Here is a 17755-nt window from a genome sequence, read left to right as displayed (position 1 = left end):
TCTGCGGTTCGCAGGCGTTTGCGTAGCGCAAAACGGTTCAGTCGGCCGATCCGCCTCAACTGGTTCTATATTGAGTCCAGGATGTCGACGCGCTGGCTCAGAACTCTGACCCCGGCCACCTTGATAGTCATCGTGACCGGCTGCTTCCATCTGTACCGCGGCGCACCGTTGGACGGCGCCGTATTCCTCGCCGTCGGGGCCGCGCTGGTCGCGGACGGCCTGTTGCCGCGCTCGGCCGAGGTCCGGGTCGACCCCGGCGTTCCGCCGTGGCCGTGGTGTGCCGTCGTTGCGGTGGCCGCGGGCGTCGCCGGCGGAGCGTCCGCCCGATATTCAATAGCGGACGCCGTGCTGGTTTTCGTGATCGGCCTGCCGGTCGTCGTGGCGGTCTGGCCGCGGCGCGCCGCCGGGTTCACGCCCGAGTCCGGTGCACCGATGGTTCGGGCCGGCTGGGCCTGGGCATGCGTCGGTCTGGCCGCGGCTCTCTGGGAGCTCACGACATACCTACTGGAAGTGTCGCCGTCCGGCGATTACCGGCATCCCTCGATCTCGGACCTGGTCGATCCGGCGCTGAATCCGCCGCCGGCGCGCGCGGCATTCGTTGTTTGCTGGGTAGCGCTCGGATATTGTCTGCTGCGTTGGAGGCGACGACCATGATGCGCGATTCGACGATCGCCGGATTTGCGCTTTGCGCTGCAGCCGTCATCGTCATAGCCGTTTGGGGCGCGGCCGGGCGCGCGCTGGCATCGTTTCCGGCATTGATGAAGCGGGTGCTGGCAAGCAGGTCCGCCGCCGTCGTGCTCGTGGTGTTCTGGTGGTGGGCCGGCTGGCACTTCCTTGTCGAGCGCTGACGGCGGCCGGGCCCGTGGCTGGCGACCGGCGCGGCCGCCGCCCTACCCTGGACGGATGGGCGAATTCCTGAACGCCGCCGATTGGCGGTGCCGCGCCGATGCACACGCCGAGCGCGCCAATGAGCTCACCCGTGCGCGCCGCGACCGCACGGCCCGCGGCCTGACCGAACCGGTCGACGATTTCTTGTACACGTACTACCCGTACCGCCCCGCCCAGTTGCGGCGATGGCATCCCGGCGCCGGCGTCGTTCTGGCCGGCGCCGGCGAACGCGCCTCGTGGCGGTGGTACCGGCCCGTCGGCCGCACCGACGACGCCGAGGTCGACATCGCAGCGTTTGTGCGCGAGCGCGGATCAGCCGTGCGGTATATCGCCGACCTATTGCGCCGGACGGCGGGCCGGCCCGGCCGGTTCGGCTGTTTCGGGATGCACGAATGGGCAATGGTCTACCGCAGCGACAAGCACGGCACCCGGCATCCGATTCCCTTGCGGCTCGGCGCGGACGAGACCGACCGGGTCGTCGAGTCGAGCCGTATTTCGTGCACGCATTTCGACGCGTTCCGTTTCTTTACGCCGGACGCCGTGCCCCGGAACGAGCTCGCGCCGACTCGCCGGTCGGCACCGGACTTGGAACAGCCCGGCTGCCTGCACGCCGGGATGGACATCTACAAATGGGCGACCAAGCTCGGCCCGCTGGTTCCCGGTAATCTGCTGCTGGACGCTTTCGAGCTGGCTCGCGACATTCGCGTGCTCGACATGCGCGCGGCGCCGTACGACTTGTCGGCCTGGGGGTATACGGCGGTGCCCGTCGAGACCCCGGCCGGCAAGGCCCAGTACGTTGCGGCTCAACGCGGATTCGCTCGCCGCGGCAACGAACTGCGCGACAGGCTCGTCACTGCACTGGCCCCGGCCGAGGCCCTTGCCGACGAGTTCGCCGGCGGGGTCGCCGAGCAGCCGGCGGGCCCGACGCCTTCCGGGACGACGTCCTAGACCGCACGCTGTGAGCTTTCGCGCACGACGAGCGTCGTGGGCAACACGATTTCCTTCGGCCCGTGGGGCGCACCCTCGGGCGCGCCGATTCGCGCGACAAGCAGCCGAGCCGCCTCGGCCCCGATATCGTAGGCCGGCTGCGTGAGCACGGTGATGGCCGGGGACAGCAGTGGTGCCCACGGCGCCTCGTCGAACATGACCAGCCCGACGTCCGCCCCCACTGCGACCTTGCGGCGGCGAAGTTCGTCCAGCACTCCGAGGGCCAGCACCGAATTTGCCACAAAGAACGAATCGGGCGGATCGTCCTCACCCAACAGCTCGGCCACCGCCTCGGTACCGCCGTCCGAGTGGAACGGCACGTGCCGGGCCAACGGCTCGACGCCGGCGGCCAGGGCCGCTTCGCGGTAGCCGCGATAACGATCCTCGGCGGTCTCGGAATCGGCGGGCCCCGTGATGCATGCCGGATGCCGCCAGCCCGCGGCAAGCAGATGCTCGGTCGCGGCCCGCGCGGCGAGCCCCGAGTTGGTGCGCACGATGTCGACGTCGGCCGTCATGGTCCGGTCGATGGCGACGATGGGGATGCGGGCGGCAATGAGCCGCGACACGTCGGTGTCGCGCCCGCTCGGCGCGATGATGACGCCGGCAGCCTGTTCCTGCTCGGCGACCTGCAGGTAATCACGCTCGCGGACGGCGTCCTCGTCCGAATTGCACAGCAGTACGGAATAGCCGCTGTCGCGGGCGATGTCCTCGACTCCCCGGGCCAGTGCAGTGTAAAAGGGGTTGTCGATATCGGTCACGATCAACGACCACACGCGGGTTGTTTGGCGGCGCAGACTGCGGGCCAGCGCGTTCGGCCGGTACCCGAGCTTCTCGGCCGAGTCGCGCACCCGGCTGACGAGCTCCGGGGCGACAGTCGAGTAGTTGTTGAGCGCGCGCGACACCGTCGCAACGCTCACTCCGGCGTGCAGAGCGACGTCCCTGATCTTGACCATCCGGACGGTCCCCTCGTTTCGAGCCGCCGCGCCCGGCCGCACGGACGGCACGGCAGGAGCCCGTGGCCCGCGAACGGTGGCGCTTCGGTCTTTACGCTACATCGACGTATCAGTAATCGATTTCGACGGTATTGACGATAGCGTACGCGCAGTGGACCGTCGGCAGCCCGTCACCACGACCCGGTGGCCAGGAGCGCTTCAATGCGCCGACGGTACGGAGCGATGTCGAGGCCGTTGCGCTCCAGCCAGGCGTCGTCGTAATAGGTGTCGGAATACAGCTCGCCGCGATCGCAGAGCAGCGTGACGATGCTGCCGGTCTCGCCGCGCTCCAACATGCCCGCGATAGTCGTCCAGACTCCCCACATCGCGGTACCGGTCGAGCCGCCCGCGACCCGGCCGTACACGTCGGCCAAGTGCCGCGTGGCCGCAATCGACGCGGCGTCCGGAACCTGGATCATGTCGTCGATCAGCGTGGGAATGAAGCTTGGCTCGACGCGCGGGCGCCCGATGCCTTCAATGCGCGACGGCTTGCCGGTGGCGATGGAGACGTCGCCGGCTTGCCACGCCGGGTAGTACGAGGAGTTCTCGGGGTCGGCCACGAGGAGCCGGGTATCGTGCCTGCGGTAGCGAATATAGCGGCCGATAGTCGACGACGTTCCGCCGGTGCCGGCCGCCACGACGATGGTGTGCGGGACGGGATAGCGCTCCAAGTCCAGCTGAGCGTAAATTGATTCGGCAATGTTGTTGTTGCCGCGCCAGTCCGTGGCCCGCTCGGCGTACGTGAACTGGTCGAGGTAGTGCCCGCCGGTGGACTCGGCAAGACGTTCGGCTTCCGCGTAGACCTCGGACGGCGAATTCACGAAATGGCAACGACCGCCGAACGATTCGATGTGCGCGATCTTTCCCGGGGACGTGCCCGACGGCATCACGGCGACGAAGGGCAGCCCGAGCATGCGCGCAAAATACGCTTCGGACACCGCGGTATTGCCGCTTGTCGCTTCGATGACGGTGCTGCCCTGCCGGAGCTTCCCGCCCACGAGCGCGTACAGGAAGAGCGACCGCGCCAGCCGGTGTTTGAGCGAGCCGGTCGGGTGCACCGACTCGTCTTTCAAGTAGAGGTCGATTCCCCAGTCGGCGGGCAGATCGACGACGTGCAGGTGAGTATCGGCCGATCGGTTGGCGTCGGCAAGCACCTTGCGCACGGCTTCGGCGGACCAGGCGCGGTCGGCGGCGGAATTGGCGGAGGCATTGGCGGAGCCGGAGGAATTCACGTCTTCCAGTGTGCCGGATGCACCGTCGTTGCCGTGCCGCGGGCGCCGTCAGGGCACGCGTTCAAGCCACTCCGGCGCTGCGAATTTGGCTGCCACGCGCTCGTCGGCCAATGCGAGCTCCTCGTCGGTGATAGCGCTGGTCGTCAGCCCGTAGCGGTTCTTGAACGTGGCGATCATGACGTCGATGATGTCGGCGCGCGACATCCCGGTCTGCCGGCGCAGCGGGTCGACGCGCTTCTTGGCGCTGGTGTGGCCCTTGTCGGACATCTTTTCCTTGCCGACGCGCAGCACGTCGGTCATCTTGTCGGCGTCAATGTCGTACGACATCGTCACGTGGTGCAGCACGGTGCCCGATCCGAACCGTTTTTGCGCGGCGCCGCCGATCTTGCCGTGTTCCGAGGTGATGTCGTTGATGGGCACGTACCAGGCCTTGACGCCGATCTCGGCAAGCGCCGCAAGCACCCAGTCGTCGAGGAACGAATACGCGTCGACGAATGACAGCCCGGCGACGAGTTCGGCCGGCAGGTACAGCGAATACGTGATGCAGTTGCCGCCCTCCATGAACATGGCGCCTCCGCCCGAGATGCGCCGGACGATCTCGACGTCATGCCGGCGGGCCTCCGGCATGTTCACCTCGTTGCGCAGCGACTGGAACGACCCGATCACGACGGCCCGGTCGTCCCATTCCCACAGCCGAAGCGTGGGCAGACGCTTGCCGGCCGCGACCTGCTGGCTGAGGACCTCGTCCAACGCGACGTTTTGCGCCGTCGTGAGCACCGGGCCGTGGATCAGCTGCCAGTCGTATTCGCTCCAGTCGGTGGCCTGGCCGAGCGCGCGGCTGAGCGCGACGGTGACCGCAGCGGGCGAGAATCCGGTAAGCACGGCGTCGGGCGGCAATGCCCCGCGGACGGCGTCCGTGAACGTTTCCGGATCGCTTGACGCGCTGAGGCCGTCGAGCGACGCGTTGATCGCCTCGAGCGCGGCCGCCGGTTCTAAGAAGAAGTCGCCGCTGACCGACACGTCCCGGAGTGTGCCGTTGTCGACTTCCACATCGATGACTACGAGCTTTCCTCCGGAGACCTTGTACTCTCCGTGCATGATGTCGCTCCCCCGTTTGCTCTCGCGCGGGTGTCGTGGCCGCGCGTCGATCAGTTCAAACCTCAACTTTATGCCCCCGGCCACTCATGCGTTAGTGGCAAACTGGTGAGATGTTCGATCGGCCGGCGCATTCTCCGATCATCGTGGACGGCGGGCTGTCCACGTATTTGGAATCGGAAGGGTACGACGTGTCGACGGCGTTGTGGTCGGCGTCGTTGCTCGCGCAGGCGCCGAGCGCGATCGAGCAGGCCCACCGCGACTTCTTCAGCGCAGGGGCCGAAGTGGCCGTGACGGCCAGCTATCAGGCGAGCTTTGCCGGCTTCGCGGCTGCGGGCATGACGCGCCCGTTTGCCGAGGAGATGATGCGTCGCAGCGTGCGCGTGGCCGATCACGCGCGTGCCGCGTTCCGGTCCGAGCATCAGGACGACGATCGGCCGCTGTGGATAGCCGCCTCCATCGGGCCGTACGGTGCCAGGCTGACCGGAGGCGCGGAGTACGCGGGTCGCTACGGCCTGAGCGTCGAACGCCTCCGCGCGCGGCACCGAGCGGAATTCGAGGTTCTCGCATCGGCCGACCCCGACGTACTGGCCTGCGAAACGATCCCGGACATCGACGAGGCCGAGGCGTTGATCGGCCTGATCGAGGAATCCGATAAGCCTGCTTGGCTCAGCTATACGATTCGCGACGGACGCACTGCCGCCGGACAACCGCTCGAGGACGCGTTCGCTGCGGCCCGCGACGTCGACGGCGTAGTCGCGGTTGGCGTCAACTGCTGCGATCCGGTCGGTCTGACCGACGTGATCGCCTTGGCCGGCGAATGCAGCGGCAAACCCGTCATCGTCTACCCCAACAGCGGCGAGAGCTGGGACGCGACGGCCCGGCGTTGGACCGGCCGGCCACGATACGACCCACGGTTCGCGCCGGCATGGCGAGACGCCGGCGCACGCCTGATCGGCGGATGCTGCCGAGTTCATCCCCCGCAAATCACTGCAGTCGCGGCGGCCCTTACCGCCTGATCTCCCGGCGGTGCTCGACGACGTCCGGCGGCCGGGCAGCGGCCCCGGCCCCTTCGGGCGTGGGCGCCTTAGGCGTGGGCGCCCACCGGCACCGGTGCCGGCACGGCGTCCGAGCGGGCGGCCAGATAGTACACCAATGAATCGAGCAAAGCGACCCAACTGGCCTCGACGACGTTCGCGGCGACACCGACGGTCGTCCAGCTCGCTGCGCCGTCCGTCGATTCGATCAGCACGCGCGTGACGGCGTCCGTGCCGGAAGCCGAGTCGAGAATACGCACCTTGTAGTCGACCAGATTGACTGCGGCAAGCTGCGGGTAGGCTCCTTCGAGCACCTGCCGTAGCGCCTTGTCGAGCGCGTTCACCGGGCCGTTGCCTTCGCACGTGGCGATCGTCTTTTTGCCGTCGATGCGCACCTTGACTGTCGCTTCGGCGGTGTCGACCTCGCCGTCGACGCTGGTCTCGGCCGCCAGGATGATGGTGCGCCAATTGACCACATCGAAAAAGTGCGGACGACCGCCGAGCTCTTCACGCAGCAACAGCTCGAACGAGGCGTCGGCGGCGTCGAACGTGTAACCGCGCGATTCCAGTTCCTTCACCCGTGTCGCGACACGGCCCAGCAACTCGGCATCGCCGGCCAGGTCGAAGCCGAGTTCCTTACCCTTCAACTCGATCGACGCCCGTCCGGCCATATCCGAAATGAGCATGCGCATGTCATTGCCGACCGCGCGGGGATCGATGTGCTGGTAGAGATCCGGATCGACGCGGATCGCCGAGGCGTGCAGCCCGGCCTTGTGCGCAAAGGCGCTCGATCCGACGTACGGCTGGCGAGCGCCCGCCGGGATGTTGGTGTGCTCGCTGATGGCATGGGCGATCCGGCTGGCTTCGGCGCGGGAGTGTTCGGGAAGCGTGCCGAGACCGAGTTTCAAGTCCAAATTGAGGGCGACGGTCAGCACGTCGGCATTGCCGGTGCGCTCACCGTAGCCGTTGATGGTTCCCTGCACGTGCGTGGCGCCGGCCTCGACTGCCGCAATCGAATTGGCGACCGCGCACCCCGTGTCGTTATGGGCGTGCATGCCCAGCCGGGCGCCGGGCACCGCGAGCTTGACGGCGTCCACGGCCTCACGCACGCGACTCGGGAGCATGCCGCCGTTGGTGTCGCACAGCGCAACCACCTCGGCGCCGGCCTCGTCGGCCGCGGCGACGACGTCCAGCGCATAGGTCCGTGACGTGGCGAACGAGTCGAAAAAATGCTCTGCGTCCAAAAACACGCGCCGTCCGTTGGCGCTCAAGTACCGGATCGTGTCGGTGATCATGGCGAGATTCTCGGACGGCGTGGTGCGCAGCGCGCGCTCGACGTGGCCGACGTGACTCTTGGCGACAAGCGTCACGACGGGAGTGCCGGCGGCCAGCAACGCGGCGACCTGTTCGTCGTCCTCGACCGCGACGCCGGGTTTGCGAGTCGATCCGAATGCCGCGAGCGTCGAATGAGCCAGTTCAAGTTCGTTCGCGCGGGCAAAGAATTCGGTGTCCTTGGGGATGGCACCCGGCCAGCCGCCCTCAATGAAATCGACTGCCAATTCGTCCAGCAGTCCGGCGATGGTCATCTTGTCGGCAATCGACAGGTTCAGGCCCTCCTGCTGTGCGCCGTCGCGCAGGGTGGTGTCGTATACGTGCACCGAATTGCTCATCGGACTATCCGTTCCATTGCTGCGTTGTACTGCGACTGCCGATTGCCCGACTCGCGATTGTGTCGCGGGCGGCGCTGCGGTGGTGTCCCGGTGGTGCGCCTTGCCGAGCAAAGTTCTTTCACACTGTTCCTTGGAAAACTGTTCCGCCAAACAAAAAACCCTTCGCGGGCAGCGAAGGGTTGACGCACGTGGCGAGGTCTGTTCAAGACCCGGCGCGTGCGTCAGCTGATAATGACCGTGATGTGAGCCATACCCATATTGAACCAGCCCGGAGCCCGCATTCCCAGAGGCATCTCATAATCCGGGCACGCGTGGACGTCCTACTTTCCACCCGTTTTCGCTTCGCCGAGTGGCGGCGAATGGCTGTCCGCCCTCGCCGAGTGGTGGTGAATGGCTGCGAAATCGGCGATTTCGCAGCCATTCACCACCACTCGGCAACGACTGAGGACCGTTCGCCTCGGTGCTTTCATGCTCGATGGTCGCTACTCCGGGGGCGGATTGTACTTCCCCAGGAGGTACAAGGCCGTGAACAGCACAACGGCAAGCGGCACCGCGGCCAGGGAGATCAACATGATCCAGTAGCTGAGGCGTCGGAGCTTGATTCGCACTAAGGTCAGCGCCGCCGCAAAAAAGACGAGGAATCCGCTGGCGACGGTATAAGGTTGCTGCAGCCAATAGTCGGTGGGCGGCGTGATCCGCTGCACAAGCTTGACCTGCTCGACGATGAGGGCCACGAAGAGAGCACCCGACACGGCGGCGTCCCACGCGATAACCGGCTTTTCCCCGGTGCCCGAGGGCTCGGTGCCGTCCTCCGGCCCAGTCGGGATGGCCGGCCCAGTAGGATCGTCCGGATCGGTGGGATGCCGGTCGGGGCTCGAGGGGGTACTCACGGCGACTAATAGTAGCCCTTCACTGGCACCCGGCGCCTTCTTTCCTATTGCCGATCAGCAATCAATTCAAGGACCGAACGCCACGAGCAAGATGAGCACCGTGATGCCGATCGTCACGATCGGAACCGCCACGACGAAGATCAGCACGACCCAGAACGCGAGACGGCGCCGCCGCACCCGGACGATCACAATCACCGCTGCCACGGCCGCGATGGCGAGGCCGACATAGGCGACAGGATTTGCCAACAATCGGACGCCGTCCGGAGTCAACCGACCAGCCATGAGGACCAGCTCGACGAGGAGCACCACGAACAGCGCACCCGAGACGACGGCGTCCCACACGACGATTGGTTTGCCGGCGGGTCTCGAAGGGGTGCTCATGGGACTAGCGCTTCACCGCCGCCGGACGGCATCGCCGGCGCCGACATCGCTTCGCGTATGCGGTCGTCCTACAGTCATGTACACCAGTCCGGCAACGATGATGACGCCGCAGCCGATCAGGACGCTCCACCGGTCGGCGAACGCCTCACCACGGGGCCAGGCCAAGTTCGTCGCCCCGGCGACCCCGTACACGAGGGCCGCAATGTTGACCGGCCAAGCCCACCTGCCCAGGCGGAATTTACCGGTCGGCTTCCAGCCCCGAGCGCGGGCGATCAACGCGGCCAGCACAACCATCTGGAAGGCGATATAAATCCCAACGGACGCAAACGAAATGACTCGTGCCAACGCGTTTTCCGAGATCAGCTCGGCAATCAGCACTATCAACGCCGGCACGATTCCGGCGATTGCCAAGGCGACCGGCGGAATGCGAAGCCTGTCCGAGAACTTCGACAGAGTCTTGCTGCCGAACACCATCGTGTCGCGCGCGTACGAGTAGATGAGCCGACTTGCCGCCGCTTGCAGGCTCAACACGCACGAGAGGAAGCTGATCAACACGATCACGATGATGACCTTTGCCATGGCGATGCCGAACACGCTCTCCAACGTCGACGTGATCGGATCGGCGTCCTTGCCGGAAATGATCAAGCTGAAGTTCTTTTGCGACAAGATCAGTGCAGCAGTGACGAGTATTGCTGCGAATCCGCCCACGTAGATGGTCCGGCGCATGGACGGCGGGATGCGTCGTCCGGGATCCGGGACCTCTTCGGCCACATCGCCGCAGGCTTCAAATCCGTAAAACAGGTAGAGGCCGGTGAGGCTGGCGGCCAGGAAGCCGGCCGCCGCGCTGTGACCGCTGGCGCCGGCGGCCCCGAATTGATGGAAGAAGACGCTCCAACTCTGGTGGTGCTCAAACACCAAGAGCCAGATGCCGACGAACAGCGCGCCCACGAGTTCGGCGATGAATCCGACCATGGCAACGCGGGAGAGAGTCTTCGTGCCGCCCAAGTTGATCAGATAAGCGATGAGCATGAGGCCGGTGGCGACAAGGACGACGGTTGTGCGCGTGCTCGTGAATCCGAACAAGTACGCGATGAACGTGCCTGCGCCCGTGGACACGCTGGCCACTGTCGCCAACAGCGCCCATCCGTAGATCCAGCCGGTCAACCACGCCCACCGGCGCCCCACGAGCCGCCGCGCCCACGGGTATACGCCGCCCGCTACCGGGTATTGAGCAACCACTTCGCCGAACACCAAGGACACAAGCAACTGTCCGACTCCGGCAACGAGAATCGACCAGATCAGTGTCGGCCCGCCGACCATGAACGAGATGGCGAAGGTCGAATACACGCCAACAACCGGTGACAAATAGGTGAACCCCAGGGAGAAGTTCTCCCACACGTTCATTTTGCGGGTGAAACGGCTCTCATAGCCCAAGGCGGCCAGCTGCGCGGCATCGTCATCCGTACTCACGGGCCACAGCATACGCCCACATTGGGAAAAGGATGTGGCATTTCCCCTTGGTCGAGTGGTGGCGAATGGCTGCGAAATCAGCGATTTCGCAGCCATTCGCCACCACTCGACAGGGTCGGACAGCCATTCGCCACCACTCGGCGGGGAGGCTTCGGGAAGGCTCAGTTCGGCCGAACCAGCGGGAGGAAGATGTCGTCGACGATCTCCAGGAGAGTCTCGTCCGGGACGCACGCAAAGGTCATCAGGTATTCGTGCCGCAACAGCGCGTACGGCAGGTCGGCGATTCGCGGCGTGAGCTTGGCCGCGTCGATCTCTCCTCGCCGGACGGCCCGCGTGAGCACCGGCTCGAGGGACGATGAGCGTTCGGTGAACATTTCGGCGCGCAACTCCACGGGCGTCATGCCGATGTCGCCGAAATGGCTCGATACCAGCGTTGTCATGAGCGCCGCCATGCTGCCGTTGCTCGAGTTCGAAAAGCGCAGCAGGGCGAGCAGGTCTTCGCGTAACGAACCTTCGTCGGGAATCGGCGCGGCGTTCACGGTGCCGCGGCGGCGGATGACCGCGCGCAGCAAGTCTTGCCGTGTGCTCCATCGGCGGTACAGCACGGGCTTACTCGTTTGCGCCCGCTCGGCAACCGCGTCGATCGTGAAGCGGTCGTATCCGTCCGCCACGAGCTGATCCCACGCGGCGTCCAGAATTGCCGCCTCCAATTCCTTGCCGCGACGCCGCGTCTTCGTTTGCTCACTCATGCCTACCCCTTGGTCGTTGCTCCTTCCTTGAGCGTCTCACGACGGAGGGCGAGCGCCGGGATGAGTGCTACCAAGGAGATTCCGACAGTCCACCAGAACGCGCCTTGGAAGCCGGACGTCGCGCCGCCGGCCACCAGCTTCTGCAGCACGACCGCGACGATTGCCACGGCAAACGAGGCTCCTACTTGCTGAGTGATGCGCGTCGTCATCGTCGCGTGCGGCATCTGCTCACGACTGACGTCCGCATAGGCGGTCATCATGGGCGGGATGAGGATAGCTCCCACGCCGAAGCCACGCACGAACAGGACGACGCAGAGCCACCACACGTTCGTATTCGCGTCCGCCAGCGCGAACGGCACGGTGCCGGCCGTGGCCACGGCGAACGCCGCGATCGTGACGAGTCGCGCCCCGACTCGCGGGGTCAGCTTGGCCGCGACAACACGCGACAGCAGTGCGCCGACACCTTGGGGAATCAACAGCAAGGCGGCAACCAGCACGCTGTCGCCGCGCAGATCTTGAAAATAGAGCGGCAACAAGAACATTCCGGCGTACAGCGTGGCCCCGGCGGTGAACAATATCGCGGATGCCGTCGACAACGATCGCAAGCGCAGCAACGTGATGTCGACTAGCGCCCTCTCACGCTGACGCAGCCCCCAGGCAACGAAGGCGGCAAGGAAGGCTAAGCCGCCAAGTAGCGGGATGAGTACGTCAGCCCCGCCGGCGCCGCCGTCCGAGGCAACGTTCGACAGCCCGAGCAGGATACCCGCAAGCGCCGGGGCCAAAAAGATCAAGCCTATGACGTCGAGACGAGCCACGGCTCTTCCGCGCACGGGCGTGTCGGCGGCCAAGAACTTGTACGCAAGGACGAGGCCGACTGCCACCAGCGGAACGTTGATGAGGAACATCCACCGCCAATTCAGCCAGTTCAGCACGACGCCGCCGAGGACGGGCCCGACGATCGGGCCGACGGCGGCAGCCACGCCGATGGCGGCAACTGCCTTACTCATCACCTTGCTGCTGGCATTACCGACTGCCTGCATGGCCATGGTCTGCATCAGGGGCATGATCAACCCTGCACCGAATCCCTGGAAGACGCGGAACATGATCAGGCTCGTATCGCTCCAGGCTCCGGCGCACGCGGCCGAGAACACGACGAAAACGAGCAGCGCCAACATCCAGGCACGCTTTCCGCCAAAGTGGGCCTGCGCCCAACCGCTTAACGGGATAGCCACCGACAATGCCAGGAGGTAGGCGGTTGTCACCCACTGGATAGTGGCAGTCGGGGAATTCAGCGCGACCGACAGCCGATGGATGGCGATCGTCACGATCGTCGAATCCAGGATCGCCGCGATTCCGCCGATCACCAGGGCCATCAGTGCATTGCGGGCCGATGCAGGCAACTTGTCCCCGCTTGCCTCGCCGACGACGTCCGTATCAGAGTTCATGCAAAGCGCCTCTCAAATAAGAATCTAAATAGTTTCTTATTTGAGAGTACGCCGCGGTTTTAAGAAACGCAATAGTTTCTAATTGTCGGGATTTTTCGGCAGCCAACCGCCGAGTGGCGGCGAATGGCTGCGAAATCGTCGATTTCGCAGCCATTCGCCGCCACTCGAGGAGCCGGGGCAGCCATTCGCCGCCACTCGGCGCGGCCGCGGGTCGGAAGGAGCCCGGAGTCAGGCCAGCCTGGTCAGCCAGCCATGCGTGTCTTCGACGCGCCCGTACTGGATGTCGAGCAACTGCTTCCGCAGGGCTGCGGCAACCGGGCCGGGCTTTTCGGTGTTGTGCGTGATGCGTTCATTGTCGCTGACCAACTCGCCGATCGGCGTCACGACGGCGGCCGTGCCGCACGCAAAGGCCTCGGTGATCTCCCCGCCGGCCGCGCCCTCGCGCCATTCGTCAATCGAGATGTCCCGCTCTTCCGGCGTGTATCCGGCATCGGCGGCAAGCTGCAGAATGGCCGACCGGGTGACGCCTTCGAGGATGGAGTCGGAGAGCTTCGGCGTCACGACGCGCCCATCGGCGAATACCAGGACGATGTTCATGCCGCCGAGTTCTTGAAGGTACTTGCCTTCGACGGCGTCCAGGAATGCGACCTGCTGACACCCGTTGGCAACCGCTTCGTTCGTCGGGGCCAAGGACGCCGCGTAATTGCCGCCGCATTTGGCCGCACCGGTTCCGCCCGGCCCGGCACGGTTGTAGTCGCGCGAAAGCCAGATCTTGACGGGCTTGACGGCCCCGCCGAAGTACGCGCCCGCCGGCGAAGCGATCACGTAGTAGTCCACTTCACGGGACGAGCGCACGCCCAGGAACGTCTCCGAGGCGATCATGAACGGCCGCAAGTACAGACTCGACTCGTCGGCGTCGTTCTGCGGAGTCGGCACCCACGCGGCGTCGATGCTCACCAGGGCGCGCAGCGATTCGAGGAAGTGCTCGTCGTCCAGCTGCGGCAGTGCCAACCGTTCGGCCGATTTGCGGAAGCGTGCCGCATTCTTTTCCGGACGGAAGCCCCAGACCGATCCATCGGCGTGCCGGTAGGCCTTGGCGCCTTCGAAGATCTCCTGAGCGTAGTGGAAGACGGCGGCGGCAGGGTCGAGCACGATCTTTCCGTACGGTTCGATCCTGCCGTCTTCCCAGCCGCCGTCCGCGGTCCAGCGCATATGCGCCATGTGATCGCTGAAGTAGCTGCCGAACCCGGGATTTCCCAAAATCGCATCGCGCACCGCGTCAGCCGTCGGCTGCACATTCTTGACGATGGTGAACTGCGAACTCATCGCTACACTCCTTCTCGAGCTGGTCGGGCTCGCCTGTCGTTGTTCGCCGGGCCGGCGACGGCGCCGACCCCGAAGATCAGTTTCTCGGGCTTCACTTTACTGACGCGGCCGCGGCTGCCGCCAGCGCGTCGCCGATTTCGGACGTGGTTCGCACGCCCGACCCGCGCACGGCCAGGTCGCCCTCGACGGCTGTCTGAATCCTTGCGGCAATATCGTTCAGACCGAGATGCTCGGCCATGAGCGCGGCCGAGAGCACGGTGGCGGTCGGATCGGCCTTGCCCTGCCCGGCGATATCGGGGGCCGAGCCGTGGATCGGCTCGAACAGCGACGGCGACGTCCGGTCGGGATTGATATTGCCGCTGGCGGCCAACCCGATTCCGCCGGTGACCGCCGCAGCCAGGTCCGTGATGATGTCGCCGAACAGGTTGTCGGTGACTATCACGTCGAACCGGGACGGATCGGTGACCATGTAGATGGTGCAGGCATCGGTGTGCAGGTAGTCGAATTCGACGTCCGGGAATTCCGGCGCAACCTTTTCCACAACTCGCCGCCACAGGTGCCCCGCGTATTGCATGACATTGTGCTTGTGCACATACGTCAGCTTCTTGCGACGGGTTTGGGCACGGGCGAACGCATCTCGGACGACGCGTTCGACGCCGAACGCCGTATTGACGCTGACCTCGGTGGCGACCTCGTGCTCGGTGCCGTACCGCAGGTATCCGCCCTGGCCGGAGTACGGGCCCTCGGTTCCTTCACGGACGACGACGAAGTCGATATCACCGGGGTTCGCCAGCGGACTGGCGACGCCGGGAAGCAGCTTGGTCGGGCGCAGGTTCACATAGTGCTCGAAGGCAAAGCGCATCTTCAACAGCAGTCCGCGCTCGAGCACGCCCGACGGAACTGCAGGATCACCGACCGCGCCAAAGAAGATGGCGTCGTAGCCGCGCAGTTCCTCGAGGGTCTCATCCGTGAGCGCTTCACCGGTTTCACGCCAGTGTTTGCCGCCCAAATCGTAATGGGTGAGATTGAACGCGGCCCCACCGGCGGCGTCCGCCGCGGCCTTCAAGACCTTGAGTCCCTCGGGGACGACTTCCGGGCCGATTCCGTCGCCGGCTATTACTGCAATTGAGAATTCGCGTGCCATGACGACACCCTACGACCTGATCTCGCATGGCGGCATCCGAATCTCAAACTCCGATACTATTCTTCCAAATTGACGGCGGTAGCCCTATCGGCGCCGATTTCCCGACCCAGGTCGGCGATCAAATCCGGCGACACCTGGCCGTCGACGGCAAGCACGCTCAAGGCACTACCGCCTTCGACGTCCCGTGCCACCTGCATACCGGCGATGTTGATGTCGACCGAGCCGAGCGCATTGCCCAGGCGCCCGATGACTCCGGGCTTGTCCTGATATTCGAAGATCAACAAGTGATCGCTCAACCCGATCTCCAGGTCGAAGCCGTTCACGCCGATCAGCTTTTGGATCTGTTTGGGCCCGGTCAGCGTGCCCGAGACCGAGATCTGACCTCCGTCCGGCAAGGCCGCACGGAGCGTCAGCACATTGCGGAACGCCTCCGACTCGCCGTCCGCGAGCAACCGGACTTCGACGCCGTGCCGCTCGGCCAACACACCGGCGTTGACGTACGACACTTGCTCAGACACGACATCGCTGAACAGGCCCTTGAGCGCGGCAAGCTTCAGCGCGCTGACGTCGAGCGAGGAGATTTCGCCGTGCACCTCCACGTCGAGAGCCGTCACTCCCCGCCCGGCCAGCGCCGTCACGGTGCGGCCGAGCCGCTCGATCAGCGGTATGCCGGGACGCACGTCCTCATCGATGACCCCGCCTGCCACATTGACGGCGTCCGGCACTATCTCACCGGCCAGCGCCAGCCGCACGGACTTGGCGACCGAGACGCCCGCCTTTTCCTGCGCCTCATGCGTGGAGGCCCCCAGGTGCGGGGTGACAACGACGCTGTCGTGCTCGAACAGCGGCGACGACGTAGTGGGCTCGGCCGCGAACACGTCGATGCCGGCGCCGCCGACCCTGCCCTCGGCGACCGCGGCCGCCAAAGCCTCTTCATCGACGATTCCGCCCCGTGCCACGTTGATGATGCGGGCAGTCGGCTTCACTTTGGTCAACGCGTCCGCACCGATGAGCCCGATGGTTTCGGGGGTCTTGGGCATATGCACCGTGATGAAGTCGGCCGTCTGCAGCAACTCGTCGAGTTCGAGCAGCTGCACGCCCATCTGCGACGCTCGCGCGGCCGAGATGTACGGGTCGTAGGCCACGACATGCATGCCGAACGATGCGGCGCGCGCCGTGACGAGTGCGCCGATTCGTCCGAGTCCGACGATGCCCAGCGTCTTGTCGAACAGCTCGACGCCCGTGTATTTGGAACGCTTCCATTCACCGTTTTTCAACGACGTGTTGCCGGCGCCAACGTTGCGGGCGGACGCGAGGATGTGCGCCATGGTGAGTTCGGCGGCCGAGATGATGTTCGACGTCGGCGCATTGACGACCATGACGCCGGCGTCCGTGGCCGCCGGCACGTCCACGTTGTCCAAGCCGACGCCGGCGCGCGCGATCACCTTGAGCTTCGGGGCGGCCGCAATGGCTTCGGCGTCCATGGCGGTGGCCGACCGGATCAGGACGGCGTCGACATCCGGCAGCGCAGCGAGCAGGTCGGAACGGGACGAGCCGTCCACGCGACGGATCTCGAACTCCGGTCCGAGGGCGTCGATGGTGGCCGGCGAAAGCTCTTCTGCAATGAGGACGACGGGTTGCGACACGTGGAATTGTCCTTCCGTGGGCTCTGGAATACTGCCGGCAGGCGTGCCCGGACGGCAAAGTGGGCGTACTGCAGATTTTACGGCGGCTTGTGAATTGGTTCACGAAGGTCCACGATTTGGAACGTGACCCGCAAAGTTCCCACAGTGCTTCTTACCGGATTCGAACCGTTCGACGGCAAGTCGGTCAACCCGTCGTGGCAAGCGGTGCGCATGCTGACCGGCCGCGCCGAAGCCGGCGATTCCGGGCGGGTCGGCGGCGACCTGGTCGGCGGAGACCTGATCGGCCCGGAACTGATCGGCGCGGAACTGCCGTGTGAGTTCGGAACGTGCGGCGACGTGCTGGCCGACCTGATCGACGACCATCGGCCCGACGTCGTCGTCTGCGTCGGCGAGGCCGCCGGCCGCGCGGAGCTGTCGGTGGAGCGGGTGGCGATCAACATCGACGATGCGCGCATCCCCGACAACGCCGGACGGCAGCCGATCGATCGGCCCGTGATCGCGGGTGCGCCCGCCGCATATTTCTCCACTTTGCCGATCAAGGCGGCAGCGGCGGCCGTTCGCGCTGCCGGGGTTCCGGCCGGAATCTCCCAAACGGCAGGCACCTTCGCGTGCAATCACGTCTTCTACCGATTGATGCATCTGATCGCCACCCGAAACCTCCGCCTGCGCGGGGGTTTCGTACACGTGCCGAGCTCGCCGGACATGCGCGCCGAGGACGCGGCGCGCGGCCTTGCCCGGGTCGTGCGCGCCTCGCTGGACGCGTCCGACGACATCGTCGCGGTCGGCGGCGCAGAGTGTTAGGG

General features: G+C 65.6%; 17 protein-coding genes. 5 read left to right on the top strand and 12 right to left on the bottom strand.

What is annotated here, in order from left to right; genetic code table 11:
* The first annotated feature begins 81 nt into the window (after window positions 1–81).
* From BJY26_RS10000 to BJY26_RS09990, 3 genes are read left to right on the top strand one after another with little or no spacing between them, the layout of a single operon-like run.
* Complete coding sequence (locus tag BJY26_RS10000; RefSeq protein ID WP_179427866.1) at window positions 82–654, top strand: hypothetical protein; 573 nt, start codon at window positions 82–84, stop codon at window positions 652–654.
* A complete protein-coding gene (locus BJY26_RS09995; RefSeq protein ID WP_179427865.1) occupies window positions 651–848 on the top strand; it encodes a DUF6186 family protein in 198 nt (65 codons plus the stop codon). The genes BJY26_RS10000 and BJY26_RS09995 overlap by 4 nt, the downstream gene beginning before the upstream one ends.
* Window positions 849–903: 55 nt before the next feature.
* Window positions 904–1836, top strand: a complete 933-nt coding sequence (locus BJY26_RS09990) for a 3-methyladenine DNA glycosylase (protein WP_237248986.1) — start codon at window positions 904–906, stop codon at window positions 1834–1836.
* Here the strand turns inward: BJY26_RS09990 and BJY26_RS09985 are convergent.
* The 3 genes from BJY26_RS09985 to lplAB all read right to left on the bottom strand — a co-directional run bounded on the left by BJY26_RS09985 (window position 1833) and on the right by lplAB (window position 5197).
* The gene (locus BJY26_RS09985; protein WP_179427864.1) at window positions 1833–2828 is read right to left on the bottom strand and encodes a LacI family DNA-binding transcriptional regulator; all 996 of its coding nucleotides are present in this window, start codon (window positions 2826–2828) and stop codon (window positions 1833–1835) included. The two genes, BJY26_RS09990 and BJY26_RS09985, sit on opposite strands and share 4 nt — an antisense overlap.
* A 170-nt stretch (window positions 2829–2998) precedes the next feature.
* Window positions 2999–4099 (bottom strand): PLP-dependent cysteine synthase family protein, encoded by a 1101-nt coding sequence (locus BJY26_RS09980; RefSeq protein ID WP_179427862.1) that lies wholly within the window; start codon window positions 4097–4099, stop codon window positions 2999–3001.
* A gap of 48 nt (window positions 4100–4147) precedes the next feature.
* The gene (lplAB, locus tag BJY26_RS09975; protein WP_179427860.1) at window positions 4148–5197 is read right to left on the bottom strand and encodes a lipoate-protein ligase LplAB; all 1050 of its coding nucleotides are present in this window, start codon (window positions 5195–5197) and stop codon (window positions 4148–4150) included.
* A 110-nt stretch (window positions 5198–5307) separates the two neighbouring features.
* On the opposite strand from lplAB, the gene mmuM reads away from it, so the two are divergent.
* On the top strand, window positions 5308–6213 hold the full coding sequence (mmuM, locus tag BJY26_RS09970) for a homocysteine S-methyltransferase (RefSeq protein WP_179427858.1): 906 nt from the start codon (window positions 5308–5310) through the stop codon (window positions 6211–6213).
* Window positions 6214–6281: 68 nt separating this feature from the next.
* Here mmuM and cimA read toward each other — a convergent pair whose 3' ends face one another.
* From cimA to serA, 9 genes are all read right to left on the bottom strand, one after another.
* The gene (gene cimA, locus BJY26_RS09965; protein ID WP_179427856.1) at window positions 6282–7901 is read right to left on the bottom strand and encodes a citramalate synthase; all 1620 of its coding nucleotides are present in this window, start codon (window positions 7899–7901) and stop codon (window positions 6282–6284) included.
* A 482-nt stretch (window positions 7902–8383) separates the two neighbouring features.
* Complete coding sequence (locus BJY26_RS09960; protein ID WP_179427854.1) at window positions 8384–8791, bottom strand: hypothetical protein; 408 nt, start codon at window positions 8789–8791, stop codon at window positions 8384–8386.
* A gap of 66 nt (window positions 8792–8857) precedes the next feature.
* On the bottom strand, window positions 8858–9172 hold the full coding sequence (locus tag BJY26_RS09955; RefSeq protein WP_179427853.1) for a hypothetical protein: 315 nt from the start codon (window positions 9170–9172) through the stop codon (window positions 8858–8860).
* A 12-nt stretch (window positions 9173–9184) separates the two neighbouring features.
* Window positions 9185–10642 carry an APC family permease gene (locus BJY26_RS09950; protein ID WP_237248985.1) on the bottom strand — a complete coding sequence of 486 codons (1458 nt, stop codon included), beginning with the start codon at window positions 10640–10642 and terminating at the stop codon, window positions 9185–9187.
* Between the two features lie 161 nt (window positions 10643–10803).
* Entirely contained in the window at window positions 10804–11391 is a 588-nt protein-coding gene (locus tag BJY26_RS09945) for a TetR/AcrR family transcriptional regulator (protein WP_179427849.1), read from the bottom strand.
* 2 nt (window positions 11392–11393) lie between these two features.
* On the bottom strand, window positions 11394–12836 hold the full coding sequence (locus BJY26_RS09940) for a DHA2 family efflux MFS transporter permease subunit (protein ID WP_179427848.1): 1443 nt from the start codon (window positions 12834–12836) through the stop codon (window positions 11394–11396).
* A gap of 228 nt (window positions 12837–13064) precedes the next feature.
* On the bottom strand, window positions 13065–14162 hold the full coding sequence (locus BJY26_RS09935; protein WP_179427846.1) for a branched-chain amino acid aminotransferase: 1098 nt from the start codon (window positions 14160–14162) through the stop codon (window positions 13065–13067).
* A gap of 91 nt (window positions 14163–14253) precedes the next feature.
* Window positions 14254–15306, bottom strand: a complete 1053-nt coding sequence (locus tag BJY26_RS09930) for a 3-isopropylmalate dehydrogenase (protein WP_179427844.1) — start codon at window positions 15304–15306, stop codon at window positions 14254–14256.
* Between the two features lie 56 nt (window positions 15307–15362).
* Window positions 15363–16952 (bottom strand): phosphoglycerate dehydrogenase, encoded by a 1590-nt coding sequence (serA, locus tag BJY26_RS09925; RefSeq protein WP_179427842.1) that lies wholly within the window; start codon window positions 16950–16952, stop codon window positions 15363–15365.
* Window positions 16953–17075: 123 nt separating this feature from the next.
* Here serA and pcp point away from each other — a divergent pair, with 123 nt between their 5' ends.
* Entirely contained in the window at window positions 17076–17753 is a 678-nt protein-coding gene (gene pcp / locus BJY26_RS09920; RefSeq protein WP_179427840.1) for a pyroglutamyl-peptidase I, read from the top strand.
* The last annotated feature ends 2 nt before the right edge of the window (window positions 17754–17755 follow it).

The sequence above is a fragment of the Spelaeicoccus albus genome, from assembly GCF_013409065.1.
In the GTDB taxonomy this organism is placed as follows: Bacteria; Actinomycetota; Actinomycetes; order Actinomycetales; family Brevibacteriaceae; genus Spelaeicoccus; species Spelaeicoccus albus.
This window is presented reverse-complemented; position numbering and strand designations above follow the sequence as displayed.